We start from the raw sequence: 21,707 nt of genomic DNA, 5'->3' as shown, positions 1-21,707 counted from the left end.
TGCTACCTGCATGCGGATGCGCTGCGCTGTTGCCAATCCCGACTCCCTAATCCCGATTCCCCGCCTCACACACAAACTTCTTGCGCGGCGCATCCAGCTTGCCGAGCATGCGGTCGCTGAGCGGCAGGGCGTCGCCGTTGAGGCGCCAGTCGTAGATCACGCTGAAGGCCAGGACGCGCGCCACGTACTCGCGGGTTTCCTTGTAGCTGACCGTCTCGATCCAGAAGTCGGCATCGTGGCCCGGGCGCTGGCTCTGCCAGCGTGCGGCCGGGCCGGGGCCGGCGTTGTAGGCGGCGATGGTCAGGTAAGGCAGGCCGTAGGTGTTGAGCAATTGGCGCAGGTAGGCGGTGCCGATGGCGATGTTGGTGTCCGGGTCGTACAGGCTGGCGGCGCCGCCGTAGCCGGCCAGGCCGAGGTTGCGGGCGACGCTGGCGCCGGTGGCCGGCACCACCTGCATCAGGCCCATCGCATTGGCCGGCGAGCGCGCGTTCGGATTGAACACGCTCTCGGCGCGGATCTCGGCGGCCACCCAGGCCGGATCGATGGCGTTCTTGCCGGCTTCGCGGCGAATGGTGGCATCGTGGTGCAGCGGGAAGCGCAGCGTGTACAGACGCTGTTCCTCCGGGCGCTTGCCCAGCGAGAACACCGCGCGGTCGAACCAGCCGTTGGCGCTGGCCACTTCCACCGCCAGGCGCCGCTGGGTGTCGTCGAAGCGGCTCAGCGCATCGTTCCACTCGGCCACCGCCCAGCCGGCGCGGTCGATCTTGAACAGCTCCAGCGCGCGGATCAGCGCCGGATCGCGTTCCACCGCCGCCTGCGCCTGTGCGCTGTCGTTCGGTTCCCACGGGCACAGCGCGTACGGTTGCTTGAGCCGGTCGGCGGCCAGAAAGCCGTGGAAGGTGGCGGAGGTGGCAGCCTCGCGGTACAGCCGCTGCGCCTCGCTGGCATTGCCGGTCTTCTCCGCCAGCCGCGCCTCGAAGTATTGCCAGCGCGAATCGCTGCGCTGCGTCGGCGGCATCTTGCGGATCGCGGCCAGCGCCGCCGGCCAGTCGCCGCGCGCCATCGCCTCGCGCGCGCGCCACTCGTGCAGGCGTTCGTCGTAGGCGGACTCGGGCACGGCGTTGAGCCGGCGCGCCGAATCGGGGCCGTACGAGGCCACCGTCCACAGCGCGATCTGGTACAGCACCGCGCTGCGCTGCGCCTCGCTGAACTGCAGCGCCTGGGCGAACTGCGGCAGTTGTCGCTCGGCCGCGTCGGGATCGGCCTTGGCCAGCTTCTCCAACCCGTCCACCGCCACCTTGCGGCTGCGCTCGGTCTTGGGCCAGCTCAGCGCGCGGGCATGCACCGCGTCCAGGAACGCGGCGTAGTCGTTGGCCAGGGCCAGGTCGGCCGCGGGCAGGCCGCGTGCGGCGGCGCGCATCACCGCCGGTTGTTGTGCGTCCGCGGCCGCTTCCACGCGCGCCCAGCGCAACGCATCGGTCATGCCGCCGCGCGCCTGCAGCACCGCAAACACCGGATCGCAGGCGTCGGGCAGCGACTTGCCGGCGTTGCGCCACAACGCCTGCGCTTCGTCCACCCACTGCGCGTCGGCGCGGCCGGTGGCCTGGCGCGCGTTGAGCTGGGCGCAGCGCAGGCCGAGGTTCTCGGTGGGTTTCCAGTTCGCCAGCAGCGCCGGCCAGTCCTCGCGCCGCGCCAGCGCCGGCAGCCACAGCGCACGGAAGCTTTCGGCCACCGGCTGCCCGGCATAGCGCTTGAGGAAGTCCTGCGCCTGCGCATCGGACACCTTGTCGATGTTGCGGCGCAGGTTGGCGTACTCCAGCCAGCCGTACAGCGGATGCTGCTTGAACGCGGCCGCGCGGACCGGATCGAAACGGCCTTGCTCGGCATCGTCGATCGCCGAGCGGATCGCCGGGCGTTGCGCGTCCAGGGACTGGGCGAGGGCGGAAACGGGGCCGCACAACGCGGCGGCGAACAGCAGGAGAGACGTGCGCAGGATCATGCGCGGGACTATACCGAACGCCGATGAATCGCCGTGCCATCGGGCGAGGGCGCACGCAGTGGTACGTTCCGGCATCGCGGCTGCGGCGCTGTCGTTCCGCGTCGTCCCGGCGCGCCGGCGATCGCACTGGATGCACCGAATCGGCGTGGGCGCTTCGCGCGCCGGACCCTCACCCCAACCCCTCTCCCGGTGGGAGAGGGGCTTCTGCCTTCTCCCTTCTCCCTTCTCCCTCCGGGACCATGGCCCCCTTTTCGGGGGAAGGTGCCCCGCAGGGGCGGATGAGGGTCTGGGCGAAGCCTCGTGTCGCGAGATCGGCGCGGGCGCTTCGCGTGCCGGACCCTCACCCCAACCCCTCTCCCGAGGGGAGAGGGGCTTCGGCTTCTCCCTTCTCCCTCCGGGACCATGGCCCCCTGTTCGGGGGAAGTGCCCCGCAGGGGCGGATGAGGGTCTGGGCGAAGCCTCGTGTCGCCAAATCGGCGCGGGCGCTGCGCCTCCGTACCCTCACCCCAACCCCTCTCCCGAGGGGAGAGGGGCTTCGGCATTGCGTCGCCGATTGACGACATCTCGCACCCCCGTGTCTACCAGATCGACCAGTCGTCGCGATCGCCCGCGCTTTGCCCGCCGGATGCTTGCAGGCCGTTTACGATTTGTTTACAAAGAATTCCACGCCGTCGCGGTGCAGGGGGTCGCAGCGGCCGACCCACATCCTTTCTGGAGAGAGAGACGGATGAATTTCCTGCACCGCCATCCTTTGGTCTTCGCGGTTTCCCTGGCCCTGCTCGGCGGTGTCCCCGCCATCGCCGGCGCCCAGCAACAGACGCCCCCGGCCGCTCCCGGCAATGCCACGACCCTGGACAGCGTGCAGGTCACCGGCACCCGCATCCGCCGCGCCGAAGTCGAGGGCCAGGTGCCGGTGCAGACGCTGAGCCGCGCCGACATCGAACGCACCGGCCTCACCTCCATCGGCGATGTGCTGCAGGAACTCACCGCCTCCGGCTCGGCCTTGAACGCCAAGTTCAATTCCTCCGGCAATTTCGGCTTCCCGCCGGACGGCAGCGGCGTCGGCGCCGGCTCGGCGCAGGTGGATCTGCGCCACCTGGGCGCCAAGCGCGTGCTGGTGCTGGTCGACGGCATGCGCTGGGTCAACGAGTCCTCCGCCTCGGGCGTGGGCGCGGCCACCGACCTCAACACCATCCCGCTGGCCATCGTCGAACGCGTCGAGGTGCTGGAGGACGGCGCCTCCTCGCTGTACGGCTCCGACGCCATCGCCGGCGTGGTCAACATCATCACCCGGCGCAATTTCGAAGGCGGCCAGGTCACGCTGAACTACGGCGAGTACGACAAGGGCGACGGCGCCAGCAAGGGCGTGGACCTGGCCTGGGGCCACAGCACCGAGCGCACCAGCCTGTTCCTCGGCGCCAGCTACACCAAGCAGGATCCGATCTACGCGCGCGACCGCGCGCAGTCGCTGTATCCGATTCCCGGCACCGGCCTGAGCTTCGGCAGCTCGGCTACGCCGGACGGGCGCTTCATCTTCGTCGACCCCAACACCGGCGCCGAGCAGAACCTGACCCCGAACAGTGGCGTGGGCACGCCCCGCTACGACGGCGCCGGCGGCTGCAGCCGCAGCGACGACTACCACTGCTTCACCACCGCCGACCGCTACAACTTCGCCGCGTCCAACCTGCTGCTGACGCCGTCCGAGCGCAAGGGCGTGTTCGGCCAGTTCCGCTTCTTCTTCAACGACGATGTGCAGTGGTACCTAAAGCTGCTCGGCAACCGCCGCGAATCGACCAACCAGGCCGCGCCGGAGCCGATCTTCCTCGGCCCCGATGCCGGCACCGGCAATCCGCTGGCCGACAACATCGTCATCTCCGCCGCCAACCCGTACAACCCGTTCGGCTTCGCGCTGGATTCGGGCAGCAACCTGATCATGATCGGGCGCCGCCCGGTGGAAGGCGGCGCGCGCGTGTTCGAGCAGCGCGTGGACACCCAGTACGTCGGCACCGGCTTCATCGGCAGCTTCGAGAGCGCCGACCGCACCTGGTTCTGGGACGTCAACGGCGCCTACAGCAAGAACAAGGCCGAGCAGACCAACTACGGCAGCTACAACATCTACAACATCAACCTGGCGCTGGGCGATCCGGCGGCGTGCGCGGCGGTGGCCGGCTGCGTGCCGCTGAACATCTTCGGCGGCGCCGGCAGCATCACCCCGGACATGCTGCGCTGGATCCAGCCGGTGGTGCACGACCGCAGCCAGAACGAGCTGACCCAGTTCACCGCCAACCTCAGCAGCGACCTGTTCCGGCTGCCGGCCGGCGCGGTGTCCTTCGCCACCGGTATCGAGTACCGCAAGTACGAGGGCTTCTATCGCCCCGATCCGCTGACCGTGATCGGCCACTACAACGGCGTGCCGTCGCTGCCGACGCAGGGCAGCTACGACGTCAAGGAGGCCTACCTCGAACTGAGCGTGCCGATCTTCGCCGACTCGCCGCTGGGCGACAAACTCGACCTGAGCCTGGCCGGCCGCTATTCCGACTACTCCACCTTCGGCGGCAAGTTCACCCCGAAGTACGGCCTGCGCTGGCAGGTGGCACCGGACTTCGTGCTGCGCGCCAGCTATGCCGAAGGCTTCCGCGCGCCCAGCATCGGCGAACTGTACGGCTCGGCCGCGCGCGCCGACCTGACCCTGTCCGACCCGTGCTCGATCGGCCTGGGCGGCACCGCGCCGCGCGGCAGCGCCAGCAACTGCGCCGCGCTCGGCGCGCCGGCCGGCTACCAGCAGGCCAATTCGCAGATCTCGGTGACCACCGGCGGCAATCGCGCGCTGGAACCGGAAAAGGCGCGCAGCTTCAGCGCCGGCTTCGTCTGGAGCCCGTGGTTCGCCAGCAACGTGCCGTGGTCGGACCGCTTCGATGTGGAGGTGACCTTCTACCGCCACGACATCGACGGCGCGATCCAGGCGATCAACGCGCAGACCCAGCTCGACCTGTGCGTGGATACGCTCTCGCCCACCTATTGCGACGGCATCACCCGCGCCTCCACCGGCGGCATCAACGGCTTCAACAATCGGCTCACCAACCTCGGCTCGATCAAGACCGACGGCTGGGACGTGGACCTGTTCTGGAACTCGCCGGAGACCGCCGCCGGCCGCTTCAAGATCGGCTGGCAGAACACCTTCGTCACCCGCTACGTCGCCACCGGCGCGGCCGGCCAGGTGCAGCCGCAGCGCCCGGGCGTGGAAGTGGTGGACAGCTCCATTCCCGAGTGGACCAGCAACCTGAGCCTGGACTGGTCGCGCGGCCGCTGGAATGCGTCGTGGACGCTGCGGCACATCTCCGAGCTGACCGAACAGTGCGGCGACGCGGTCGCGTTCCCGGTGTGCAGCAATCCGGTGGCCGGCACCAACACGCTGGACGCGATCACCTACCACGACCTGCAGGTCGGCTATCGCTTCGACTGGCTCAAGGGCCTGACCCTCAGCGGCGGCGTCAACAACGTCTTCGACAAGGACCCGCCGATCTGCCTGTCGTGCTCGCTCAACGGCTACGACGCCTCCACCTACGGCATTCCCGGTGGACGCTACCTGTACGTGCGCGCGGATCTGAAGTTCTAGGCGCTGCCCGCGATGGCACCCTGCGAGAGCGAGCGTTCGCTCTCGCAGGGCGCGGCTGATGCGGGGGCGAAGCAACCTTGATGCTGTAGGAGCCGCGACGGATGTTCCCTGGGAACGCCCGTCGCGGCTAAAGCCGCTCCTACGCGTGGTGCAAGAACCGGTGTCGCCGCCTCAGCGCAACAAGTGCTGCGGCACTTCGATCTCGGTGGCCACGGCCAGGTGGTCGGAGAAGGCGGCGGGCACCGCACGCTGCGCATTGCAGCGCAGGCCGTCGCTGACCAGGATGTGGTCGATGGCGCGCTGCGGGCGCCAGCTCGGGAAGGTCGGGACCACACAGCCCGGCGGTTGCAGCCGGGTGCGCTGGTAGAGGAACTGCATTTCCGGGCGATCGGCGACGCAGTTGAAGTCGCCCATCAGCACCACGTTGGGATGATCGGACAGCAGTTCGGCGATGAAGGCCAACTGCGCCGCGCGCGAGTTGGCGCCCAGCGACAGGTGCGCCACCGCCACCGCCAGGCCTTCGGCGCCGTTGCCGAACTTGGCCAGCAGCACGCCGCGCCCGCCGAGCCGGCCGGGCAGGGCGTGGTCCTGCACTTCCACCGGCTCCAGCCGGCTGAGCAGGCCGTTGGCGCTGGAGGCCACGCCGCCCACGCGCCGGTTCGGCTGGTGGCTCCAGTAGTTGAAGCCGGCGCGCTCGGCCAGGTAGTGGGTCTGGTTGGTGAAGCCCGAGCGCAGGCTGCCGGGATCGGCCTCCTGCAGGCCGACGATGTCGTGGTCGCTGGCCAGCTGCGCGATCGCGTCCAGGCTGCTGCGCTTGCGCCCGGCCGGCAGCGCATGCGACCAGCTGCGGGTCACGTAGTCACTGTAGCGGCGCGTGCTGGAACCGGCCTGGATGTTGGCGGTGAGCACGCGCAGGGTGCGGGTGGCGGGAGCGGTCACGGCGGTGCGGCCCGGGGCGGACGGCTTACTTGGCCATCGCCGCGCGTTCGCGCGCGATCAGGTGATCGGCGATGCGCAGCATGTCGTCGTAGCTCTTGCCCTTGACCAGGTACTTGCCGTTGATGATCAGCGACGGCGTGCCGCTGATGCCGCTGCGGGTGGCGAACTGCTTGGCGCGGTTGGTCTTGGTGGCCACCGCGAAGCTGCCCATGGTGTCGGCGAACTGCTTCGGGTCCACGCCGTACTTGGCGTAGAAGTTGGCGATGTCCTGCACCGAGTCGCGGCCGCGCTCGCCCTTCAGGGTCTGGTCGACGTGGATCGCCTTGTACAGCGCATCGTGGGTCTTCTCCTGCACGCCCAGCGCCTCGGCGGCGTAGAACGCGCGGGCGTAGTCGTCCCAGGTGCCGCCGAACATCGCCGGCACGTAGACGAAGCGCACGTCGGACGGCAGGCCGGCCTTCCACGGGCCGATCAGCGGCTGGAAGCGCGCACAGGCCGGGCAGACGTAGCCGAACACCTCGGCCACCTCGATCTTGCCGTTGGTCGGCTGGAACGGCTGGCCGCCCGCGATGTCGACATAGTCGGTGCCGGCGACCGGCTCCGGACCGTTCGGGGTCTTGGCCGCGACCGGCTTGGCCGGGGCGGCGCTGTCGCCTTCGGCGGCGGGCTGCGCGGCGGCATCGGCGCTGGTGGCCGCGGGAGCGGCCGGCGTCTCGGCGGGCGCAGCGGCAGCGTCGTTGCCGGCGGCGGGCGCGGCCGCCGGGGTCGCGGCGGTGCCAGAGGCAGGGGCGACGGCGTCGGCAGTGCCGTCCTGGGCCTTGCATGCCACCAGGATCGGCAGCAGGGCCATCAGGGTCAGGGCGAAGCGGGTCTTCATCGGCGACATCTCCAGCAGGATGGGGGAAAAATGCCGGACGCGCCGCAAGCGCGGTCCGGCCACCCCGTCATGATGCCATGGCGCGGATGAAGCGCCGTGCGCCGATTACTTGCCTGCGCGCTCGCGGGCGATCAGCGCGTCGGCGATGCGCAGCATGTCCTCGAAGTTCTTGCCCTTGACCAAGTACTTGCCGTTGACGATTAGCGCCGGGGTGCCGGAGATGTCCGCGCGCACGGCGAAATCGCGTGCGTTCTTCACCTGCGCGGCGACCTGCGGGCTCTGGTAGGCAGCGATGAAGGCCTGCGGCTTGACCCCGAAGCCGGCGTAGAACGCGGCCAGTTCCTCCGGCGCCACGTTCTGCACCGGCACGCTGCGCTTGTCGTGGATGGCCTCGAACATGGCGCGGTGGCTGCGGCTCTGCACGCCCAGTTGCTGTGCGGCATAGAAGGCGGCGGCGAAGCTGTCCCAGTAACCGCCGAACGCCGCCGGCACCAGGGTCAGGCGCACGTCCTTGGCCTGCTTGCCGGCCCATTCCTCCAGCAGTGGCTCGAAGTGCGCGCAGTGCGGGCAGGTGTAGCCGAACACTTCCACCACCTCGATCTTGCCGGCCAGCGGCGCGAACGGCTTGGGATCGGCGATCAGCGTGTAGTCCTCGCCTTCCACCGCGGTCGCGGACTTGGGTTGCGCGCAGGCGCTCAACGGCAGCAGGGCGAGCAGGCACAACAGCAGGCGGGGCAAACGGTTCATGCGATCTCCAATGGCAAAAACGAACGCCGGTCGTCTGGACCGGCGCGAAGGGGGAACGGGCCGGCGCCGCCGCAGCGGCGCACGGTCAGGATTGTTGCGCGGGCGCCGGCTGTTGTGGCGTTGCCGTGGCCGGCGCCGCCTGCGCGGCGGCCGCGTCGTCGGCGCGGTCGTGCAGGCCCTGCAGATAGCTGCCCAGCGCCTTGATCTCCTGGTCGGTCAGCGGCTTGGCCACCTGCGCCATGATTTTGAACATCGTCGGGTCGCGCTCCTGGGTGGTGCCGGCCTGGTATTCCTGCAGGCGCCGCGCCACGTAATCGGCGTGCTGGCCGCCCAGGTGCGGGTAGGCCGGCCCCGGGTTGCCGGCGCCGGCGGGGCCGTGGCAGGCCATGCAGGCGGGGATGCCGCGGGTCGCGTCGCCGCCGCGATACAACTGCTGGCCGACCTCGTAGAACTTCATGCCCGCGTATGGGCCGTCGGCGATCACCGCGTCGTCGGCGATGCCGGCACCGGCCTTCTGCGTGGCGAAGTAGGCGCCGATGTCGCGCATGTCCTGCGCGCTCAGCGGCTGCACGAACGGCACCATCGCCGCGACCGCGCCGCTGGTGCGCTCGCCGTGGGCGATCAGCGCCATCTGCCGCGCGCTGTAGCGCTCCACCTGGCCGGCGATGCGCGGATACATGGCGATGGCGGGATTGCCGTCGGCGCCATGGCAGGCGGCGCAGGCCGCGGCCTTGGCCTGGCCGGCCTTGGGGTCGCCCCAGGCGGCCTTGCCGATGTCGCCCTCCAGCGGCGTGGTGCGCACCGGGGCGTGGTCGGGAATGGGAACCACCGAGGTCTGCGCGAACGCGACCGCGGCGGCGACGGAAACCGCTAGACCGGCAAAGGCAAGAACGCGAGCGTGGCGCATTAGCTGAAGCTCCGTATGACCCGACCCCGCGGCTGCCGGACGGCGACCGCACTCGCGCGATTATCGGCATGCTGCGGCCCGGCGGTCAACGAAGCCCGCCCGGGGCCGCGGACGTGCGATCCTAGCGGGATGTCGCTGATCCTCGAACGTGCCCACTATCTCCTTTCCGCCCACAACGCCCGCCAGTTGCCCGACGACGGTGGCTGGGAAGTGGCGTTCGCCGGCCGCTCCAACGCCGGCAAGTCCAGCGCGCTGAACGCGCTGACCCGGCAGAACGCCCTGGCCCGCGTCTCCAAGACGCCCGGCCGCACCCAGCAACTGGTGTTCTTCCAGGTCCAGCCCGAGCGCTACCTGGTGGACCTGCCCGGCTACGGCTACGCCAAGGTCCCGCAGGAGCTGCAGGCGCACTGGCAGGCGTTCATCGACAGGTATTTCCGCACCCGCGAGGCCCTGCGCGGACTGGTGGTGGTGATGGACATCCGCCACCCGCTCAAGGACTACGACCGGCAGATGCTCGGCTACGCCGCCCAGCGCGGCCTGCCCGCGCACGCGCTGCTGACCAAGGCCGACAAGCTCGGCCGTGGCCAGCAGGGGCAGGTGCTGCAGCAGGTGCGCAAGGAGCTGACCAGCGCGTTCGGCGACACGGTCAGCGTGCAGACCTTCTCCGGCGAGACTCGCCAGGGCGTGGACGAGGCGCGCGGCATCGTCGGCGGCTGGCTGGGGCTTGACGTCGAACCGCCCGCCGCGGAGTGAGCGCGGCGGCGGGTGTGGGTATGGGCGAGGCCTCGTGTGCACGAACGCCGCGAGACGCTTCGCGCCGTACCCTCACCCCAACCCCTCTCCCGGAGGGAGAGGGGCTACGGCCGTTCCTTCTCCCATCGGGACCATGGCCCCCTTTTTGGGGGAAGGTGCCCCGAAGGGGCGGATGAGGGTCCGGGCGCAGCCTCGCGTGCTTGGACTCTGCGAGACGCTTTGCGACGTACCCTCACCCCAACCCCTCTCCCGCGGGGAGAGGGGCTAGCAGCCGTTCCCTTCTCCCATCGGGACCATGGCCCCCTTTTTGGGGGAAGGTGCCCCGAAGGGGCGGATGAGGGTCCGGGCGTAGCCTCGTGCGCTTGGACTCTGCGAGACGCTTCGCACCGTACCCTCACCCCAACCCCTCTCCCGGAGGGAGAGGGGCTAGCAGCCGTTTCCTTCTCCCATCGGGGGAAGGTGCCCCGCAGGGGCGGATGAGGGTCCGGGCGTAGCCTCGTGCGCTTGAACTCTGCGAGACGCTTCGCGCCGTACCCTCACCCCAACCCCTCTCCCGGAGGGAGAGGGGCTAGCAGCCGTGCTTTCTTCGGGAGAAGACCGGTCTCAAGGCGTCGCCGGCAATGGCGAGAACTCCGCAGGCACCCAGGCGAAGCCGGTGTCCGCGCGGCGCACGTGGCCCAGCCCCGGGAACGGCAGGTGCGCACCGGCCACCCACCAGCCGCGATCCGCGGCCTGCGCCAGCATGCGCTTGCGCGCGGCGATCGCCGCATCGCGGTCGCTGTCTGCCTCATACGATGCCTGCGGCTGCGCGAACTGCACCGCGTGGTAGTGCACCAGATCGCCCCACACCAGCAACTGTTGCCCATCGCCGCCATCGAAGCGGTACGACACGTGCCCGGGCGTGTGCCCGTGGGTATCCAGCGCGACCGCGCCGCCAGGCAGCGCGTCGCCGGGGCGGAAACGGCGTAGCCGCTGCGTGGCCTGGTACGGCGCCACCGCCGCACGCGCCAGCGGGAAGGCGAAGCGCAGTGCCTGCGGCGCGCCGGCCTCGCTGGCCGGGTCCAGCCAGTACGCGGCGTCGGCATTGCTCAGCCACACCGTCGCCTTGGGATAGGCGGGTTGGCCGTGCGCGTCGAGCAGGCCGCACAGGTGATCGGGATGGGCGTGGGTGAGCAGCACGTCGTCGACCTGCTCGGGCGCATAGCCGGCCGCGCGCAGGTTGGCCAGCACCTGGCCGAGCCCGGGGCCGAAACAGGTGGCGGTGCCGGTATCGACCAGGGTCAGGTGCGTGCCGTCCTGGACCAGATAGGCGTTGACCGCGGTCTGCAGGCCCTTGTCGCTCTCCGGCACGTAGCGATGGTCGAGCAGGCGCGCGATCGCCTCCGGTGGAACGTTGTGCAATTGCGTGCGCGGCAGCGCCACGGTGCCATCGAACAGGGCGGTGACGCGCAGCCGGCCGATCGCCTGGCGATAGACGCCGGGCACCTGCGCAGCGGTCGCCTCCGGTGCGGCGGCATGGGCGGGGGACGGCAGCGTCAGCGCCGCGCTGGCGCTCAGCGCCAGCGCGCACAGCGCGCGCAACGGGAACAGGGGCATGGGGATTTCCTGGCAAAGCGGCAGGCGCCGCGGTACCGGCATGCTGCGCCGGCGCGGCTGCGCGATTCGCTCATTCCGCTGCGCGCGGCGCTCAGCGCCGACGCGGCTCAGTTGCCGATGCTGGACGGGTCCAGGCCGTAGCGTTGCTGGAAGCGTTGGCTGAAGCTGCGCACCGAGCGGTAGCCGGCGTGCGCGGCGACCGTCTTCAACGGCCAGCGCGTGGTGTAGAGCAACTGCATCGCATGCGCCAGGCGCGCATCGGCGAGCAGTTCGCGCAACGAGGTGCCTTCGCCGGCCAGGTGCCGGCGCAGGGTCGCGCCGCTCAGGCCCAGGCTGTCTTCGATGTCGCGCGAACGCCAGGCGCGTTGCGGCTGCGCGGCGACCAGGTCGCGCACCTGCGCGGCCACGCTCGGCGCCGGCGGCAGCAGCAGGCCGCCATGGCCGCGCCGGCACAGCGCCACCACCAGCGCCGCCAGCGCCAGCCGCGCCTCGGTGTAACGGCCGTCCTGCAGCGCCTGTCGCCATTGCAGCAGGGTGCCGCCGACGTCCTCGGCGCGCAGGCGCGCCAGCTCCGCGCCGGCGGCGGGCAGCGGTTCGTTCCACAGCACGCGCGCGGCGCTCAGCGCTTCCTCGCACAGTGGCACCAGCACGCTGAGATACACGCCGCTGTTCGGATCCGGGATGTTGACCACATCGATGCGGCAGCGCCGCGTCACCAGGAACAGATCGCCCGGCACGAAGGCCAGCGTCTGTGTCGCGGTGCGCACCTGCTTGCGTCCCTGCAGCAGGATCGCCAGTTGCGGCCGCGGGATCTCCACCGAGCGCGCACCGTGTTCGCGGCGCGCGCTGATGCAGGCATAGCCTTCGGCCTGCGCGCAGTCGGCCAGGCTGGCCAGGCGCGCCAGCAGCAGGGCGTCGGGGGAGGTGGTGTCGGCCATGGCTGCCGATGCTACCGCAGCGCGTTGCGCGCGGGCTCGGACCTGCATGCCAGGATCCGGCCGATCGCATCGTTGGCCAGCATTGCCGCCGCGCCGTGGACCGCCACCCGTCACGCAGACCGGAGGCGGCGCCAGGGAGACAAGGCGTGCGCCGTGGCCCCGGGCTCGCTGCCCGGGCAACGGGGACAACGCGGTGACGCGCTGCGGACCGCCAACGCATCTCGCCTCACCGCCCACGACACGCGCTCGGCATCGGCGATCGAAAGAGCCGCGGCGGCTTGCACCACGCCGGATGAGGCCTACGCGGGAGGTTGCATGACCTCGATCGTGATCCCATCGGGCCCGCTGACGTAGGCAACGACGGTTCCCGCGCGTGGCCCGGCCTCGATCGGCCGGGGAGATCCTTTCAGGTGCCAGCCCTGCGCCTGGATCCTGGCGACAACCAAGTCGATATCCGCCACGGTGACGGCCAGATGGGTCGCGCCGATCGCGCCAGCGCTCTCGGGTGCCTTGCCCAACGTGCTGGCTGTCGAGTACTCGAGAAGTTCGATGGGAAACCCGGCGGGCGAGACCACCAGTGCCATGCGGCAACGCGGATCCTCGACACCCGTCACCTGCTGCAGGAAATCGCCGCCCATTTCGCCCGTGCGAACAAGTTCGAAGCCCATGGCCTCGGTCCAGAACTTGATCGCCTCCTCCAATGAGGAAACGGAGAATCCGGCGTGGTCGACGACGACGGTATCGGTCTTGATATTCATCACTCTGCTTCCCGTTCTGTTCGAAGGATAGGCGCGTCGTGGCCTTGTGTTCTACCCATGGCGCCTCGCTGGACTGGACGCTCCTGTCGCTGCCACCTCGGGGTTTCGAGGCGCAGGCACCGGCAATGTCGGGGTGGCCAGCGCTCTCCTGGCGCCGTCAGTCAGGCGCCCAGCCTGCCGATAGCGAGCCTCCGGGAGATCGGGTGTCGGCCATGCCGCGATGCGACCGTGGCGTGCGCCGCGCCCGCTCAGACATGCACGCCGAACGCATGGCCGATCGCGCCGCTGGCGAGCATCGCCGCCGCGCCCCAGAACACCACGCGCAGCGCGCCGCGCAGGCCCGGGGCGCCGCCGGCGCGCGCGGCCAGCGCGCCGGTCAACGACAGGCCGACCAGGGTCGCCGCGCCGGTCACCCACAGTTGCCGGCCGTCCGGCGCCAGCCATGCGGCCACGATCGGTAGCGCCGCACCAGTGCAGAACGCCGCCGCCGACGCGGCCGCCGCCTGCAGTGGACGCGCGCGCAGGCTCTCGGTGATGCCGAGTTCGTCGCGCGCGTGCGCGCCCAGCGCATCGTGTGCGGTCAACTGTTCGGCGACCTGGCGGGCCAGCACGGGATCGAGCCCGCGCTGGCGATAGATCGCGGTGAGTTCGTCCAGCTCGCTCTGCGGATCCTCGTGCAGTTCGCGACGCTCCAGCGCCAGGTCGGCGCGTTCGGTGTCGGCCTGGGATTGCACCGACACGTATTCGCCGGCGGCCATCGACATCGCACCGGCGACCAGGCCGGCGATGCCGGTGGTCAGCACGGTGGCCGCCGACGCGCCGCTGCTGGCGACGCCGACCACCAGGCCGGCGACGGAGAGGATGCCGTCGTTGGCGCCGAGCACGGCCGCGCGCAGCCAGCCGGCGCGGTCGGTGCGATGGCGTTCGGCGTGGGTCTGGCGCATGGCGCTGCCTGCAGCGGAGCGGAAGGAGACCGCAGCCTAGCCGAGCCAGCGCCGCGAGCGCTTGCTGCGTCTCACTCTCGACGCCGCCAGCGGCGCGACCGTGGAATGCTGCAGTGCCGCCGGTAGCGATACGGGCCTCGCCCCCGTCACGCTATAGTGCGGGCCTTGCGATGGCGGGACATGGTCCCCACATCGCCTCACCCGCCGTGCGAGTCCTGCCCTTGTCGAGCCCCAGCTACGTTGCCGAGACGCCGATCACCGACCGGGCCGAATTGGTCCAGGTGCTCGCCTCCGGAGAGAAGCCCGAAGCGCAGTGGCGCATCGGCACCGAGCACGAGAAGTTCGGCTTCCGCCTGGACGACCTGCGGCCGCCGACCTTCGAGGGCGAGCGCGGCATCGAGGCGCTGCTGCTCGGCCTGACCCGTTTCGGCTGGGAGCCGGTACGCGAAGCCGGGCATACCATCGCTCTGCTGCGCGACGGCGCTTCGGTGACGCTGGAGCCGGCCGGGCAACTGGAACTGTCCGGCGCGCCGCTGCCGACCATCCACGACACCTGCGTGGAAGTGGGCAGCCACCTCAACGAGGTCAAGCAGGTCGCCGACGAGCTGGGCCTGGGCTTCCTCGGCATGGGTTTCCAGCCCAAGTGGCGCCGCGACGAGATGCCGTGGATGCCCAAGGGCCGCTACCAGATCATGAAGAATTACATGCCCAAGGTCGGTTCGCTCGGCCTGGACATGATGACCCGCACCTGCACGGTACAGGTCAACCTGGATTACGCCAGCGAAGCGGACATGATCAAGAAGTTCCGCGTGTCGCTGGCGCTGCAGCCGATCGCCACCGCGCTGTTCGCTGACTCGCCGTTCGCCGAGGGCAAGCCCAACGGCTACCTCAGCTACCGCTCGCACATCTGGACCGACACCGACGCCGACCGCACCGGCATGCTCGATTTCGTGTTCGAGGACGGCTTCGGCTACGAGCGCTACGTCGACTACCTGCTCGATGTGCCGATGTACTTCTCCTACCGCGACGGCACCTACGTCGACGCCAGCGGGCAGAGCTTCCGCGATTTCATGCAGGGCAGGTTGCCGGCCTTGCCGGGCGCACTGCCGACGCTGCGCGACTGGTCCGATCACATGACCACCGCGTTCCCGGAAGTGCGCTTGAAGAAGTACCTGGAAATGCGCGGCGCCGACGCCGGTCCGTGGGGCCGGTTGTGTGCGCTGTCGGCGTTCTGGGTCGGCCTGCTGTACGACGATGCCGCATTGGACGCGGCCTGGGACCTGGTCAAGGATTTCAGCCTGGTCGAACGCCACGCGCTGCGCGATGGCGTGCCGAAGCAGGCGCTGAAGCTGCCGTTCCGCAACGGCACCGTGCAGGACCTTGCCGCCGAGGCGGTGAAGATCGCCCTGGACGGTCTGCGCCGCCGCGCGCGGTTGAACCGCGACGGCCAGGACGAATCGCGCTTCCTCGAACCGCTGGTCGAGATCCTGCACGCCGGCGAGACCGCGGCCGAGCGCAAGCTGGCGCTGTACCACGGCGCGTGGCAGGGCGACATCGACCGTGTGTTCCGCGAGTTCGCGTACTGAGCGTCACGCCGCACGCCCCCAGGCCAGCAGGACGATGACCGCGATCGAGGACATGGCGGGCCTGTTCCAGGACGAGCCGATGCGATGGGGCGGACGTGGCGATCCGTATCTGTGGCAGGAGATGGCCTCGACCCTGACCGGTGTGCCGCTGCCGGCGACGGCGGCGCAGTGCGAGGCGCTGCTCGCCGAGACCTTCGCGCGCCTGGTCGGCACGGCGCTGGACGACGCCTCCGTCGAGTCGGTCTTCGTGCCGCGCCTCAGCCATGGCGGCATGTCCTCGGGGTACGTCAGCCTGGTGTTCTGGCGGGCGACCGCCGTGCCGCTGTTGCTTGCCCGCCACGCCGCGGCCCTGGCGCAGCGCCACGCGGGCGCCGCAAGGGCGTCGTGGTGGCGACGGCTATTCCGCTCGCGCTAGCCGCCTTGCCACCGCCCATCCGCGCGCTGGTTGCGTCGCAGGCGGGGCAGCCGCGCACGGATGGATTGCTGCCGTACGCCGCCGCCGATCTGGCCGAACGCAATGCGACCTTCGAGGTCGCTCGTGGTCTGCGGGCCATGTGCTGATCGGCGATGACAGCGGCGGCCAGGGCGTGCTGGTCGCGCTGGCCGCACCGGTGCATCCGGTGTTCCTGTGCGATCTGGGTGCGCTGGCCGAGGAGAGTGCGTGCCGCTTGCGGCGTCGTCGCAGGACTGGATCGCGGCCGGATGCCCGCTTTTGCCGTAGCCGACTGGCCCCGTTGGCGAGGTAAGCTGCGCAGCCTGCGCACCCGTTGTCGCTGCGGAATGTCCGCGTCGCCGTTGCGGTCCGAGCGGACAGTGCAGCGGCGGCGAAGAGATCATCATGGGGGATGCATGAAACTGAAGAACGTGGGCATGGCGTTGCTCGTTGCCCTTGCCGTCTGCGCCTGCGGCGTGCAGAAGCAGGCCGACGCCAAGTTCGGCGACCAGCATTTCAAGACGGTGGTATCGCTGGTGGAGCTGTACAAGCTGCGTACCGGGTCCTATCCCGCGTCGTTGGCCGATCTCACCTTCACTGGCGATTGGGACCAGATCGCCATTGCGTCCGTCCAGTATCGGAAGCTGGACGATGGCTACGAACTCGATCTGGTGCGGGGGTGGGTCGGCCGCCCGGATCTGAGCTATCCGCCGGCGTTCTGGAACGGGCTTGGCCTGCGCAAATCCAATCTCAAGCACGCGCCTTGATGGCGCACGGCACGCGTTCGCAGGCGCTCGCAGAGCGCAGGAACGTTCGATGGCGTCTTCCCGAACGAGTTGCGCTTGTGGCCGCGTCGCTCGGATGCATGACATCCGCGCATGCGACGAGCCAATGCCCCACCGAGTTCGGTTCCAAGGATCCGCTCATCGATCTGCTCGGCTGGGCCGTGATCGTCAGCGGCGTGGTGCTGGGCGGCTGGCTGTGCGTGTGGGCGGTACGGCGCTCGCGCGGGCTGCGCCGGTGGCGGCGCGCGGCGATCGTTTTGGCCGGCGTGGTGGCGATGCTGCTGCTGTGGAGTGGCGGCCTGGTCCTGGCGATTGCGTGGTTCTTCCTTCGGTGCTAACACTGCCGGCCTCGGTGCGTGCGCACCGGGTCTGCGGTCCGCGGAGCCACGGGCCACGCCACCAGGGGGCATCGATGACCGATCCGTACAATTCCTCGCCGCCGCGTGCGGCGGCCTTGCCGCTGAACGATGCGATGGTGACCACCGCGCTGGAGCTTCCCGGTTACCGGATCGTGCGCAATCTGGGCATCGTGCGCGGCATCACCGTGCGCTCGCGCTCCATCGTCGGCAATTTCCTGGGCGGGCTGCAGACCATCTTCGGCGGCAATATCACCATCTATACCCAGCTGTGCGAGCAGGCACGCCTGGAGACCTACCGGGACATGCTGCAGCACGCACGGCAGATGGGCGGCAATGCCATCGTCGCGGTGCGCTACGACGCCACCGAGTTGATGGCCGGCCTGACCGAGGTGTTGTGTTACGGCACGGCGGTGGTGGTCGAGCCGAACCAGCGCTGAGCCGATCGGCATGAGGCGGTACGGCGGCGCGCCCGGCTCAGCCGCCGACCGCCTGGCACGGCAGCCGCACGCTGACCCGCAGGCCGCCCTCGGGGCGGTTGTCCAGGGCGATCTGGCCGCCATGCGCCAGCACGATGCTGTGCGCCACCGACAGGCCCAGGCCGATGCCGCCGGTATCGCGGTTGCGCGAGTTCTCGCCGCGGAAGAACGGCAGGAACAGCTTCTCGCGCTGCGCGGGATCGATGCCGGGGCCGTCGTCGTCGATCCACAGCAGGCACTCGCCGGCCTCGCGACGCAACTGCAGGCGCGCGCGTTTGCCGTACTTCAGCGCGTTCTCCACCAGGTTCATCACCATGCGCCGCAGCGACAGCGGGTCGCCGTCGAGGGTGATGGCCTCGCCGAGCAGCAGCACCACGTCGGCGCCGGTGTCGCTGGCGTCGTCGACCACGCTTTCCACCAGCAGACGGAAATCCAGCGGCGAGCGGGTGCCGCGGCGGCTGTCGTTGTGGATGAAGTCCAGCGCTGCGGAGATCATTGCCTTCATCTCGTCGATGTCGGCCATGGTCTTCTCGCGCAACGGCGGCTGCAGGGTCTCCAGGCGGAACGCCAGCCGCGCCAATGGCGTGCGCAGGTCGTGGGCGATCGCCGCGACCATGTGCGTGCGCTCGTTGATCAGCCGGTTCAGACGCGCCTGCATGGCGTTGAACGAATCGGCCGCCTGCACGATCTCGCTGGGACCGCTACGGCGCAGTGGTTGCGCGTCGGGATTGCGGCCGAGCTGGTCGGCCGCCTCGGCGAAACGCCGGATCGGTGCCGACAGCGCCCGCGAGAACCACCAGGCCAGCGGCAGCATCGCCAGCATGCCGACCAGGAACAGCATCACCACCTGGGTCTTGAATTCGTTGGAGAACCGCCGCGGCGGCGACATCACGCTGCGCCAGTGCCCATCGGGTTGGCGCAGCGCTGCGGTGAAGCCGTCCAGCAGCGGCACCGCCGGGGCGAAGCCGCGCTCGCGCCAGCCCACCGCGCGCATGGTCGCGCCGAAGGCGCCATTGCGCGGCGCCTCGCCCGGCGCGTGCGGCGGCTCCAGCGGTGACGGTTGCTGCGCGGTGGCTGGCGGTGCCATCGCGGCGGGCGCGGGGGCGTCGTCGGCGGCGGCGACCGCGTGCGGCGGCGGCGGTGGGCGTTCGCCCAGGCGCAGGCGCAGGCGTTCCAGGCGGCCGTCGCTGTTGCGGTAGAAGCGCACCTGGTCCGGCGCCACTTCCAGCCAGTGCGCCATCAGCCGTTCGACGTTGCGGTCGCGCACCTGGTCGCGCGCCGGCAGCGGCGCATGCGCCGTGTCCTGCACCTTGAGGGTCTGGGTGCCGGCCGGCATGCGCGTGCTGAGCAGGGCGATCACCTCCGGCGGATGCACCGGCATCTCGTAGACCGGCGTGCGCAGCACCAGGGCGATGCCGATCAGCTGCGCGGTGAGCAGCGCCACCACCAGCAGCAGGAAGGCGCGGGCGAAGATCGGCACGCCGCGACGGGCGCGCGTGGGCCCGCTCACAGGCGGGCGACGCTCGGCAGCAGCATGTAGCCCTCGTTGCGCACGGTGCGGATCAGTTCGGTCTGCACGCGTTCGTTGATCTTGCGGCGCAGGCGGCTGATCTGGCTGTCGATGGCGCGGTCGTAGACCTCGGTGTCGCGGCCGCGCGCGTAGTCGAGCAACTGGTCGCGGCTGAGCACGCGCTGCGGGTGCTCGACGAAGGTGCGCAGCAGCGCGAACTCGCCGTCGGAAAGGTTGATGAAGATGCCGGTGGGGTCGCGCAGGTCGCGGCGGATCACGTCCAGCCGCCAGCCGGCGAATTCGTAGACGTTGCCGCGCGCTTCCGGTGGCAGCGTCGCCGCCTGGCTGCGTCGCAGCAGGGCGCGCACCCGCGCCAGCAGCTCGCGCGGGTTGCACGGCTTGGCCAGGTAGTCGTCGGCGCCCACTTCCAGGCCGATGATGCGGTCGGTGTCGCTGCCCAGCGCGCTGAGCATGATCACCGCCGGCGCGCCGCGCTCGCTGGCGAGCTGGCGGGCGGCGCTGAGGCCGTCCTCGCCGGGCATCATCACGTCCAGGATCACCAGGTCCGGCTGGCGCTCGGCCATCCGCAGGCGCATTTCCGCCACGGTCTCGGCGGTGTCCACCTGATACCCGTGGTCGCTCAGGAACTCGCTGATGAGTCGGCGCAGATCCGGATCGTCGTCGACGACCAGAATGAAGGATTTCATGTCCACGATCTTGAGGGGCGGCCACACGGTGAGTCGCCCAGTCTAGACGTGGCCGCGGCTGCCTGGAACTGGGGCGGACAGGGACGTGGCCGCCGGAACCGGGGGCCGCGCTTGAACGCATGGCCATCATAGGCAGCGCCGGGGGCGCGAACATGGCCGGTTCGTGTCCTGTGCCGACATGCGTTGCCATGCGCCGGCACCTGCGCTGGCGGGGTCTCCGGCGGCGGCCGGGGACGCGCCGACGGGCTGCGGGGCAGCCCGGGCGTTCCCTTTTGCCGGCCGCGGGAATACTATCCCCCAGTATAGTTCCCGGGTTCCCCGTCGCATGCCGCATACCCCGCACGAGAAGAAGCGCGTCCTTGCCCGCATCCGCCGCCTGCGCGGCCAGACCGAAGCGTTGGAGCGCGCGCTCGAGGGCGGCGCCGAGTGCGCGGCGGTGTTGCAGCAGATCGCCGCCATCCGCGGTGCGGTCAACGGCCTCATGTCCGAGGTGATGGAAGCCCACGTTCGCGAAGAATTCGGCCAGCCCGCCAGTTCCGACGCGCAGCGCGCCGCGCGCGTGCGCGAGATGGGCATGCTGGTCCGCTCCTATCTCAAGTGATCCATACCCCACACCCATTTCCTCAGCCAGGAGAAATCGCATGAAATCCCGAGCCGCCGTTGCCTTCGAAGCCGGCCAGCCGCTGCAGATCGTGGAGATCGATGTCGAGCCGCCGCGCCAGGGCGAGGTGCTGGTGCGCATCACCCACACCGGCGTATGCCATACCGACGCGTTCACGCTGTCCGGCGACGACCCGGAAGGCATCTTCCCGGCGGTGCTCGGCCACGAGGGCGGCGGCATCGTCGAAGCGGTGGGCGAGGGCGTGACCAGCGTCAAGGTCGGCGACCACGTGATCCCGCTGTACACGGCCGAATGCCGCAAGTGCAAGTTCTGCCTGTCCGGCAAGACCAACCTGTGCCAGGCGGTGCGCGCCACCCAGGGCAAGGGCCTGATGCCCGACGGCACCACGCGCTTCTCCTACAACGGCCAGCCGATCTACCACTACATGGGCTGCAGCACCTTCAGCGAGTACACGGTGGTGCCGGAGATCTCGCTGGCCGTGGTCAATCCCGAAGCGCCGCTGGAGAAGGTGTGCCTGCTCGGCTGCGGCGTCACCACCGGCATCGGCGCGGTGCACAACACGGCCAAGGTGAAGGAAGGCGACAGCGTCGCGGTGTTCGGCCTGGGCGGCATCGGCCTGGCGGTGATCCAGGGCGCGGTGCAGGCCAAGGCCGGGCGCATCCTGGCCATCGACACCAATCCGGGCAAGTTCGAACTGGCGCGCAGCATGGGCGCCACCGACTGCATCAACCCGAAGGATTACAGCAAGCCGATCCAGGAGGTCATCGTCGAGCTGACCGACGGCGGCGTGGACTTCAGTTTCGAGTGCATCGGCAACGTGCACGTGATGCGTTCGGCGCTGGAGTGCTGCCACAAGGGCTGGGGCGAGAGCGTCATCATCGGCGTGGCCGGCGCCGGCCAGGAAATCAGCACGCGTCCGTTCCAGCTGGTCACCGGCCGCGTCTGGCGCGGTAGCGCGTTCGGCGGGGTCAAGGGCCGCACCCAGCTGCCCGGCATGGTGGAGCAGGCGATGCACGGCGAGATCGACCTCGATCCGTTCATCACCCACACCCTGCCGCTGGACGAGATCAACGAAGCCTTCCACCTGATGCACGAGGGCAAGTCGATCCGCACCGTCATCCACTTCTGACCCGAAGGTCAGTCCGGCGCGCGGCC

The 21,707-nt window shown here is 70.1% G+C and carries 20 protein-coding genes; 9 read left to right on the top strand and 11 right to left on the bottom strand.

The genetic code is table 11. The features are described from left to right. Positions 1 to 46 precede the first annotated feature (46 nt). Positions 47 to 1,999 (bottom strand): transglycosylase SLT domain-containing protein, encoded by a 1,953-nt coding sequence (locus GGR66_RS03035; RefSeq protein ID WP_184447157.1) that lies wholly within the window; start codon positions 1,997 to 1,999, stop codon positions 47 to 49. Between the two features lie 727 nt (positions 2,000 to 2,726). Here GGR66_RS03035 and GGR66_RS03030 point away from each other — a divergent pair. After that, complete coding sequence (locus GGR66_RS03030) at positions 2,727 to 5,615, top strand: TonB-dependent receptor (RefSeq protein ID WP_184447156.1); 2,889 nt, start codon at positions 2,727 to 2,729, stop codon at positions 5,613 to 5,615. Positions 5,616 to 5,786: 171 nt separating this feature from the next. Here the strand turns inward: GGR66_RS03030 and GGR66_RS03025 are convergent, their stop codons facing one another. From GGR66_RS03025 to GGR66_RS03010, 4 genes are all read right to left on the bottom strand, one after another. Continuing rightward, positions 5,787 to 6,554, bottom strand: a complete 768-nt coding sequence (locus tag GGR66_RS03025; RefSeq protein ID WP_152237554.1) for an endonuclease/exonuclease/phosphatase family protein — start codon at positions 6,552 to 6,554, stop codon at positions 5,787 to 5,789. Between the two features lie 25 nt (positions 6,555 to 6,579). After that, complete coding sequence (locus GGR66_RS03020) at positions 6,580 to 7,431, bottom strand: thiol:disulfide interchange protein DsbA/DsbL (RefSeq protein ID WP_184447155.1); 852 nt, start codon at positions 7,429 to 7,431, stop codon at positions 6,580 to 6,582. Positions 7,432 to 7,536: 105 nt separating this feature from the next. After that, positions 7,537 to 8,178, bottom strand: coding sequence for a thiol:disulfide interchange protein DsbA/DsbL (locus tag GGR66_RS03015; RefSeq protein ID WP_184447154.1), 642 nt, complete (start codon positions 8,176 to 8,178; stop codon positions 7,537 to 7,539). Between the two features lie 85 nt (positions 8,179 to 8,263). Next, positions 8,264 to 9,085 (bottom strand): c-type cytochrome, encoded by an 822-nt coding sequence (locus tag GGR66_RS03010; RefSeq protein ID WP_160966848.1) that lies wholly within the window; start codon positions 9,083 to 9,085, stop codon positions 8,264 to 8,266. Between the two features lie 129 nt (positions 9,086 to 9,214). On the opposite strand from GGR66_RS03010, the gene yihA reads away from it, so the two are divergent. Further along, on the top strand, positions 9,215 to 9,838 hold the full coding sequence (gene yihA, locus GGR66_RS03005) for a ribosome biogenesis GTP-binding protein YihA/YsxC (RefSeq protein ID WP_184447153.1): 624 nt from the start codon (positions 9,215 to 9,217) through the stop codon (positions 9,836 to 9,838). A gap of 603 nt (positions 9,839 to 10,441) precedes the next feature. Here the strand turns inward: yihA and GGR66_RS03000 are convergent. From GGR66_RS03000 to GGR66_RS02985, 4 genes are all read right to left on the bottom strand, one after another. After that, the gene (locus GGR66_RS03000; RefSeq protein ID WP_184447152.1) at positions 10,442 to 11,434 is read right to left on the bottom strand and encodes an MBL fold metallo-hydrolase; all 993 of its coding nucleotides are present in this window, start codon (positions 11,432 to 11,434) and stop codon (positions 10,442 to 10,444) included. 107 nt (positions 11,435 to 11,541) lie between these two features. Beyond that, complete coding sequence (locus GGR66_RS02995) at positions 11,542 to 12,372, bottom strand: helix-turn-helix domain-containing protein (protein WP_184447151.1); 831 nt, start codon at positions 12,370 to 12,372, stop codon at positions 11,542 to 11,544. A gap of 299 nt (positions 12,373 to 12,671) precedes the next feature. Further along, positions 12,672 to 13,130, bottom strand: a complete 459-nt coding sequence (locus tag GGR66_RS02990; protein WP_184447150.1) for a VOC family protein — start codon at positions 13,128 to 13,130, stop codon at positions 12,672 to 12,674. A 248-nt stretch (positions 13,131 to 13,378) separates the two neighbouring features. Next, a complete protein-coding gene (locus tag GGR66_RS02985; protein WP_184447149.1) occupies positions 13,379 to 14,074 on the bottom strand; it encodes a VIT family protein in 696 nt (231 codons plus the stop codon). A gap of 221 nt (positions 14,075 to 14,295) precedes the next feature. Between GGR66_RS02985 and GGR66_RS02980 the strand changes: the two genes are divergently transcribed. The 5 genes from GGR66_RS02980 to GGR66_RS02960 all read left to right on the top strand — a co-directional run bounded on the left by GGR66_RS02980 (position 14,296) and on the right by GGR66_RS02960 (position 17,674). Then, positions 14,296 to 15,660, top strand: coding sequence for a glutamate--cysteine ligase (locus tag GGR66_RS02980; protein WP_184447148.1), 1,365 nt, complete (start codon positions 14,296 to 14,298; stop codon positions 15,658 to 15,660). 34 nt (positions 15,661 to 15,694) lie between these two features. Continuing rightward, the gene (locus GGR66_RS02975) at positions 15,695 to 16,075 is read left to right on the top strand and encodes a hypothetical protein (protein WP_184447147.1); all 381 of its coding nucleotides are present in this window, start codon (positions 15,695 to 15,697) and stop codon (positions 16,073 to 16,075) included. Positions 16,076 to 16,509: 434 nt separating this feature from the next. After that, complete coding sequence (locus GGR66_RS02970; protein ID WP_160966863.1) at positions 16,510 to 16,860, top strand: hypothetical protein; 351 nt, start codon at positions 16,510 to 16,512, stop codon at positions 16,858 to 16,860. 77 nt (positions 16,861 to 16,937) lie between these two features. Beyond that, positions 16,938 to 17,216 (top strand): hypothetical protein, encoded by a 279-nt coding sequence (locus GGR66_RS02965; RefSeq protein WP_326520379.1) that lies wholly within the window; start codon positions 16,938 to 16,940, stop codon positions 17,214 to 17,216. A 74-nt stretch (positions 17,217 to 17,290) separates the two neighbouring features. Beyond that, positions 17,291 to 17,674 carry a YbjQ family protein gene (locus tag GGR66_RS02960; RefSeq protein WP_184447146.1) on the top strand — a complete coding sequence of 128 codons (384 nt, stop codon included), beginning with the start codon at positions 17,291 to 17,293 and terminating at the stop codon, positions 17,672 to 17,674. A gap of 37 nt (positions 17,675 to 17,711) precedes the next feature. Here the strand turns inward: GGR66_RS02960 and GGR66_RS02955 are convergent, their stop codons facing one another. Both GGR66_RS02955 and GGR66_RS02950 read right to left on the bottom strand, forming a co-directional pair. Beyond that, complete coding sequence (locus GGR66_RS02955) at positions 17,712 to 19,223, bottom strand: ATP-binding protein (protein WP_184447145.1); 1,512 nt, start codon at positions 19,221 to 19,223, stop codon at positions 17,712 to 17,714. Beyond that, positions 19,220 to 19,936 (bottom strand): response regulator transcription factor, encoded by a 717-nt coding sequence (locus tag GGR66_RS02950; protein ID WP_026143454.1) that lies wholly within the window; start codon positions 19,934 to 19,936, stop codon positions 19,220 to 19,222. Before GGR66_RS02950 ends, GGR66_RS02955 begins: the two co-directional genes overlap by 4 nt. Before the next feature lie 319 nt (positions 19,937 to 20,255). Between GGR66_RS02950 and GGR66_RS02945 the strand changes: the two genes are divergently transcribed. Continuing rightward, the gene (locus GGR66_RS02945) at positions 20,256 to 20,531 is read left to right on the top strand and encodes a metal/formaldehyde-sensitive transcriptional repressor (RefSeq protein WP_048490915.1); all 276 of its coding nucleotides are present in this window, start codon (positions 20,256 to 20,258) and stop codon (positions 20,529 to 20,531) included. A gap of 40 nt (positions 20,532 to 20,571) precedes the next feature. Then, on the top strand, positions 20,572 to 21,681 hold the full coding sequence (locus tag GGR66_RS02940) for an S-(hydroxymethyl)glutathione dehydrogenase/class III alcohol dehydrogenase (protein ID WP_048490914.1): 1,110 nt from the start codon (positions 20,572 to 20,574) through the stop codon (positions 21,679 to 21,681). Positions 21,682 to 21,707 lie beyond the last annotated feature (26 nt).

The sequence above is a fragment of the Xanthomonas sp. 3498 genome (assembly GCF_014199795.1).
Classification (GTDB): domain Bacteria; phylum Pseudomonadota; class Gammaproteobacteria; order Xanthomonadales; family Xanthomonadaceae; genus Xanthomonas_A; species Xanthomonas_A rydalmerensis.
Note: the sequence above shows the minus strand (reverse complement) of the source record. Positions and strands in the feature narration are given on the sequence as shown.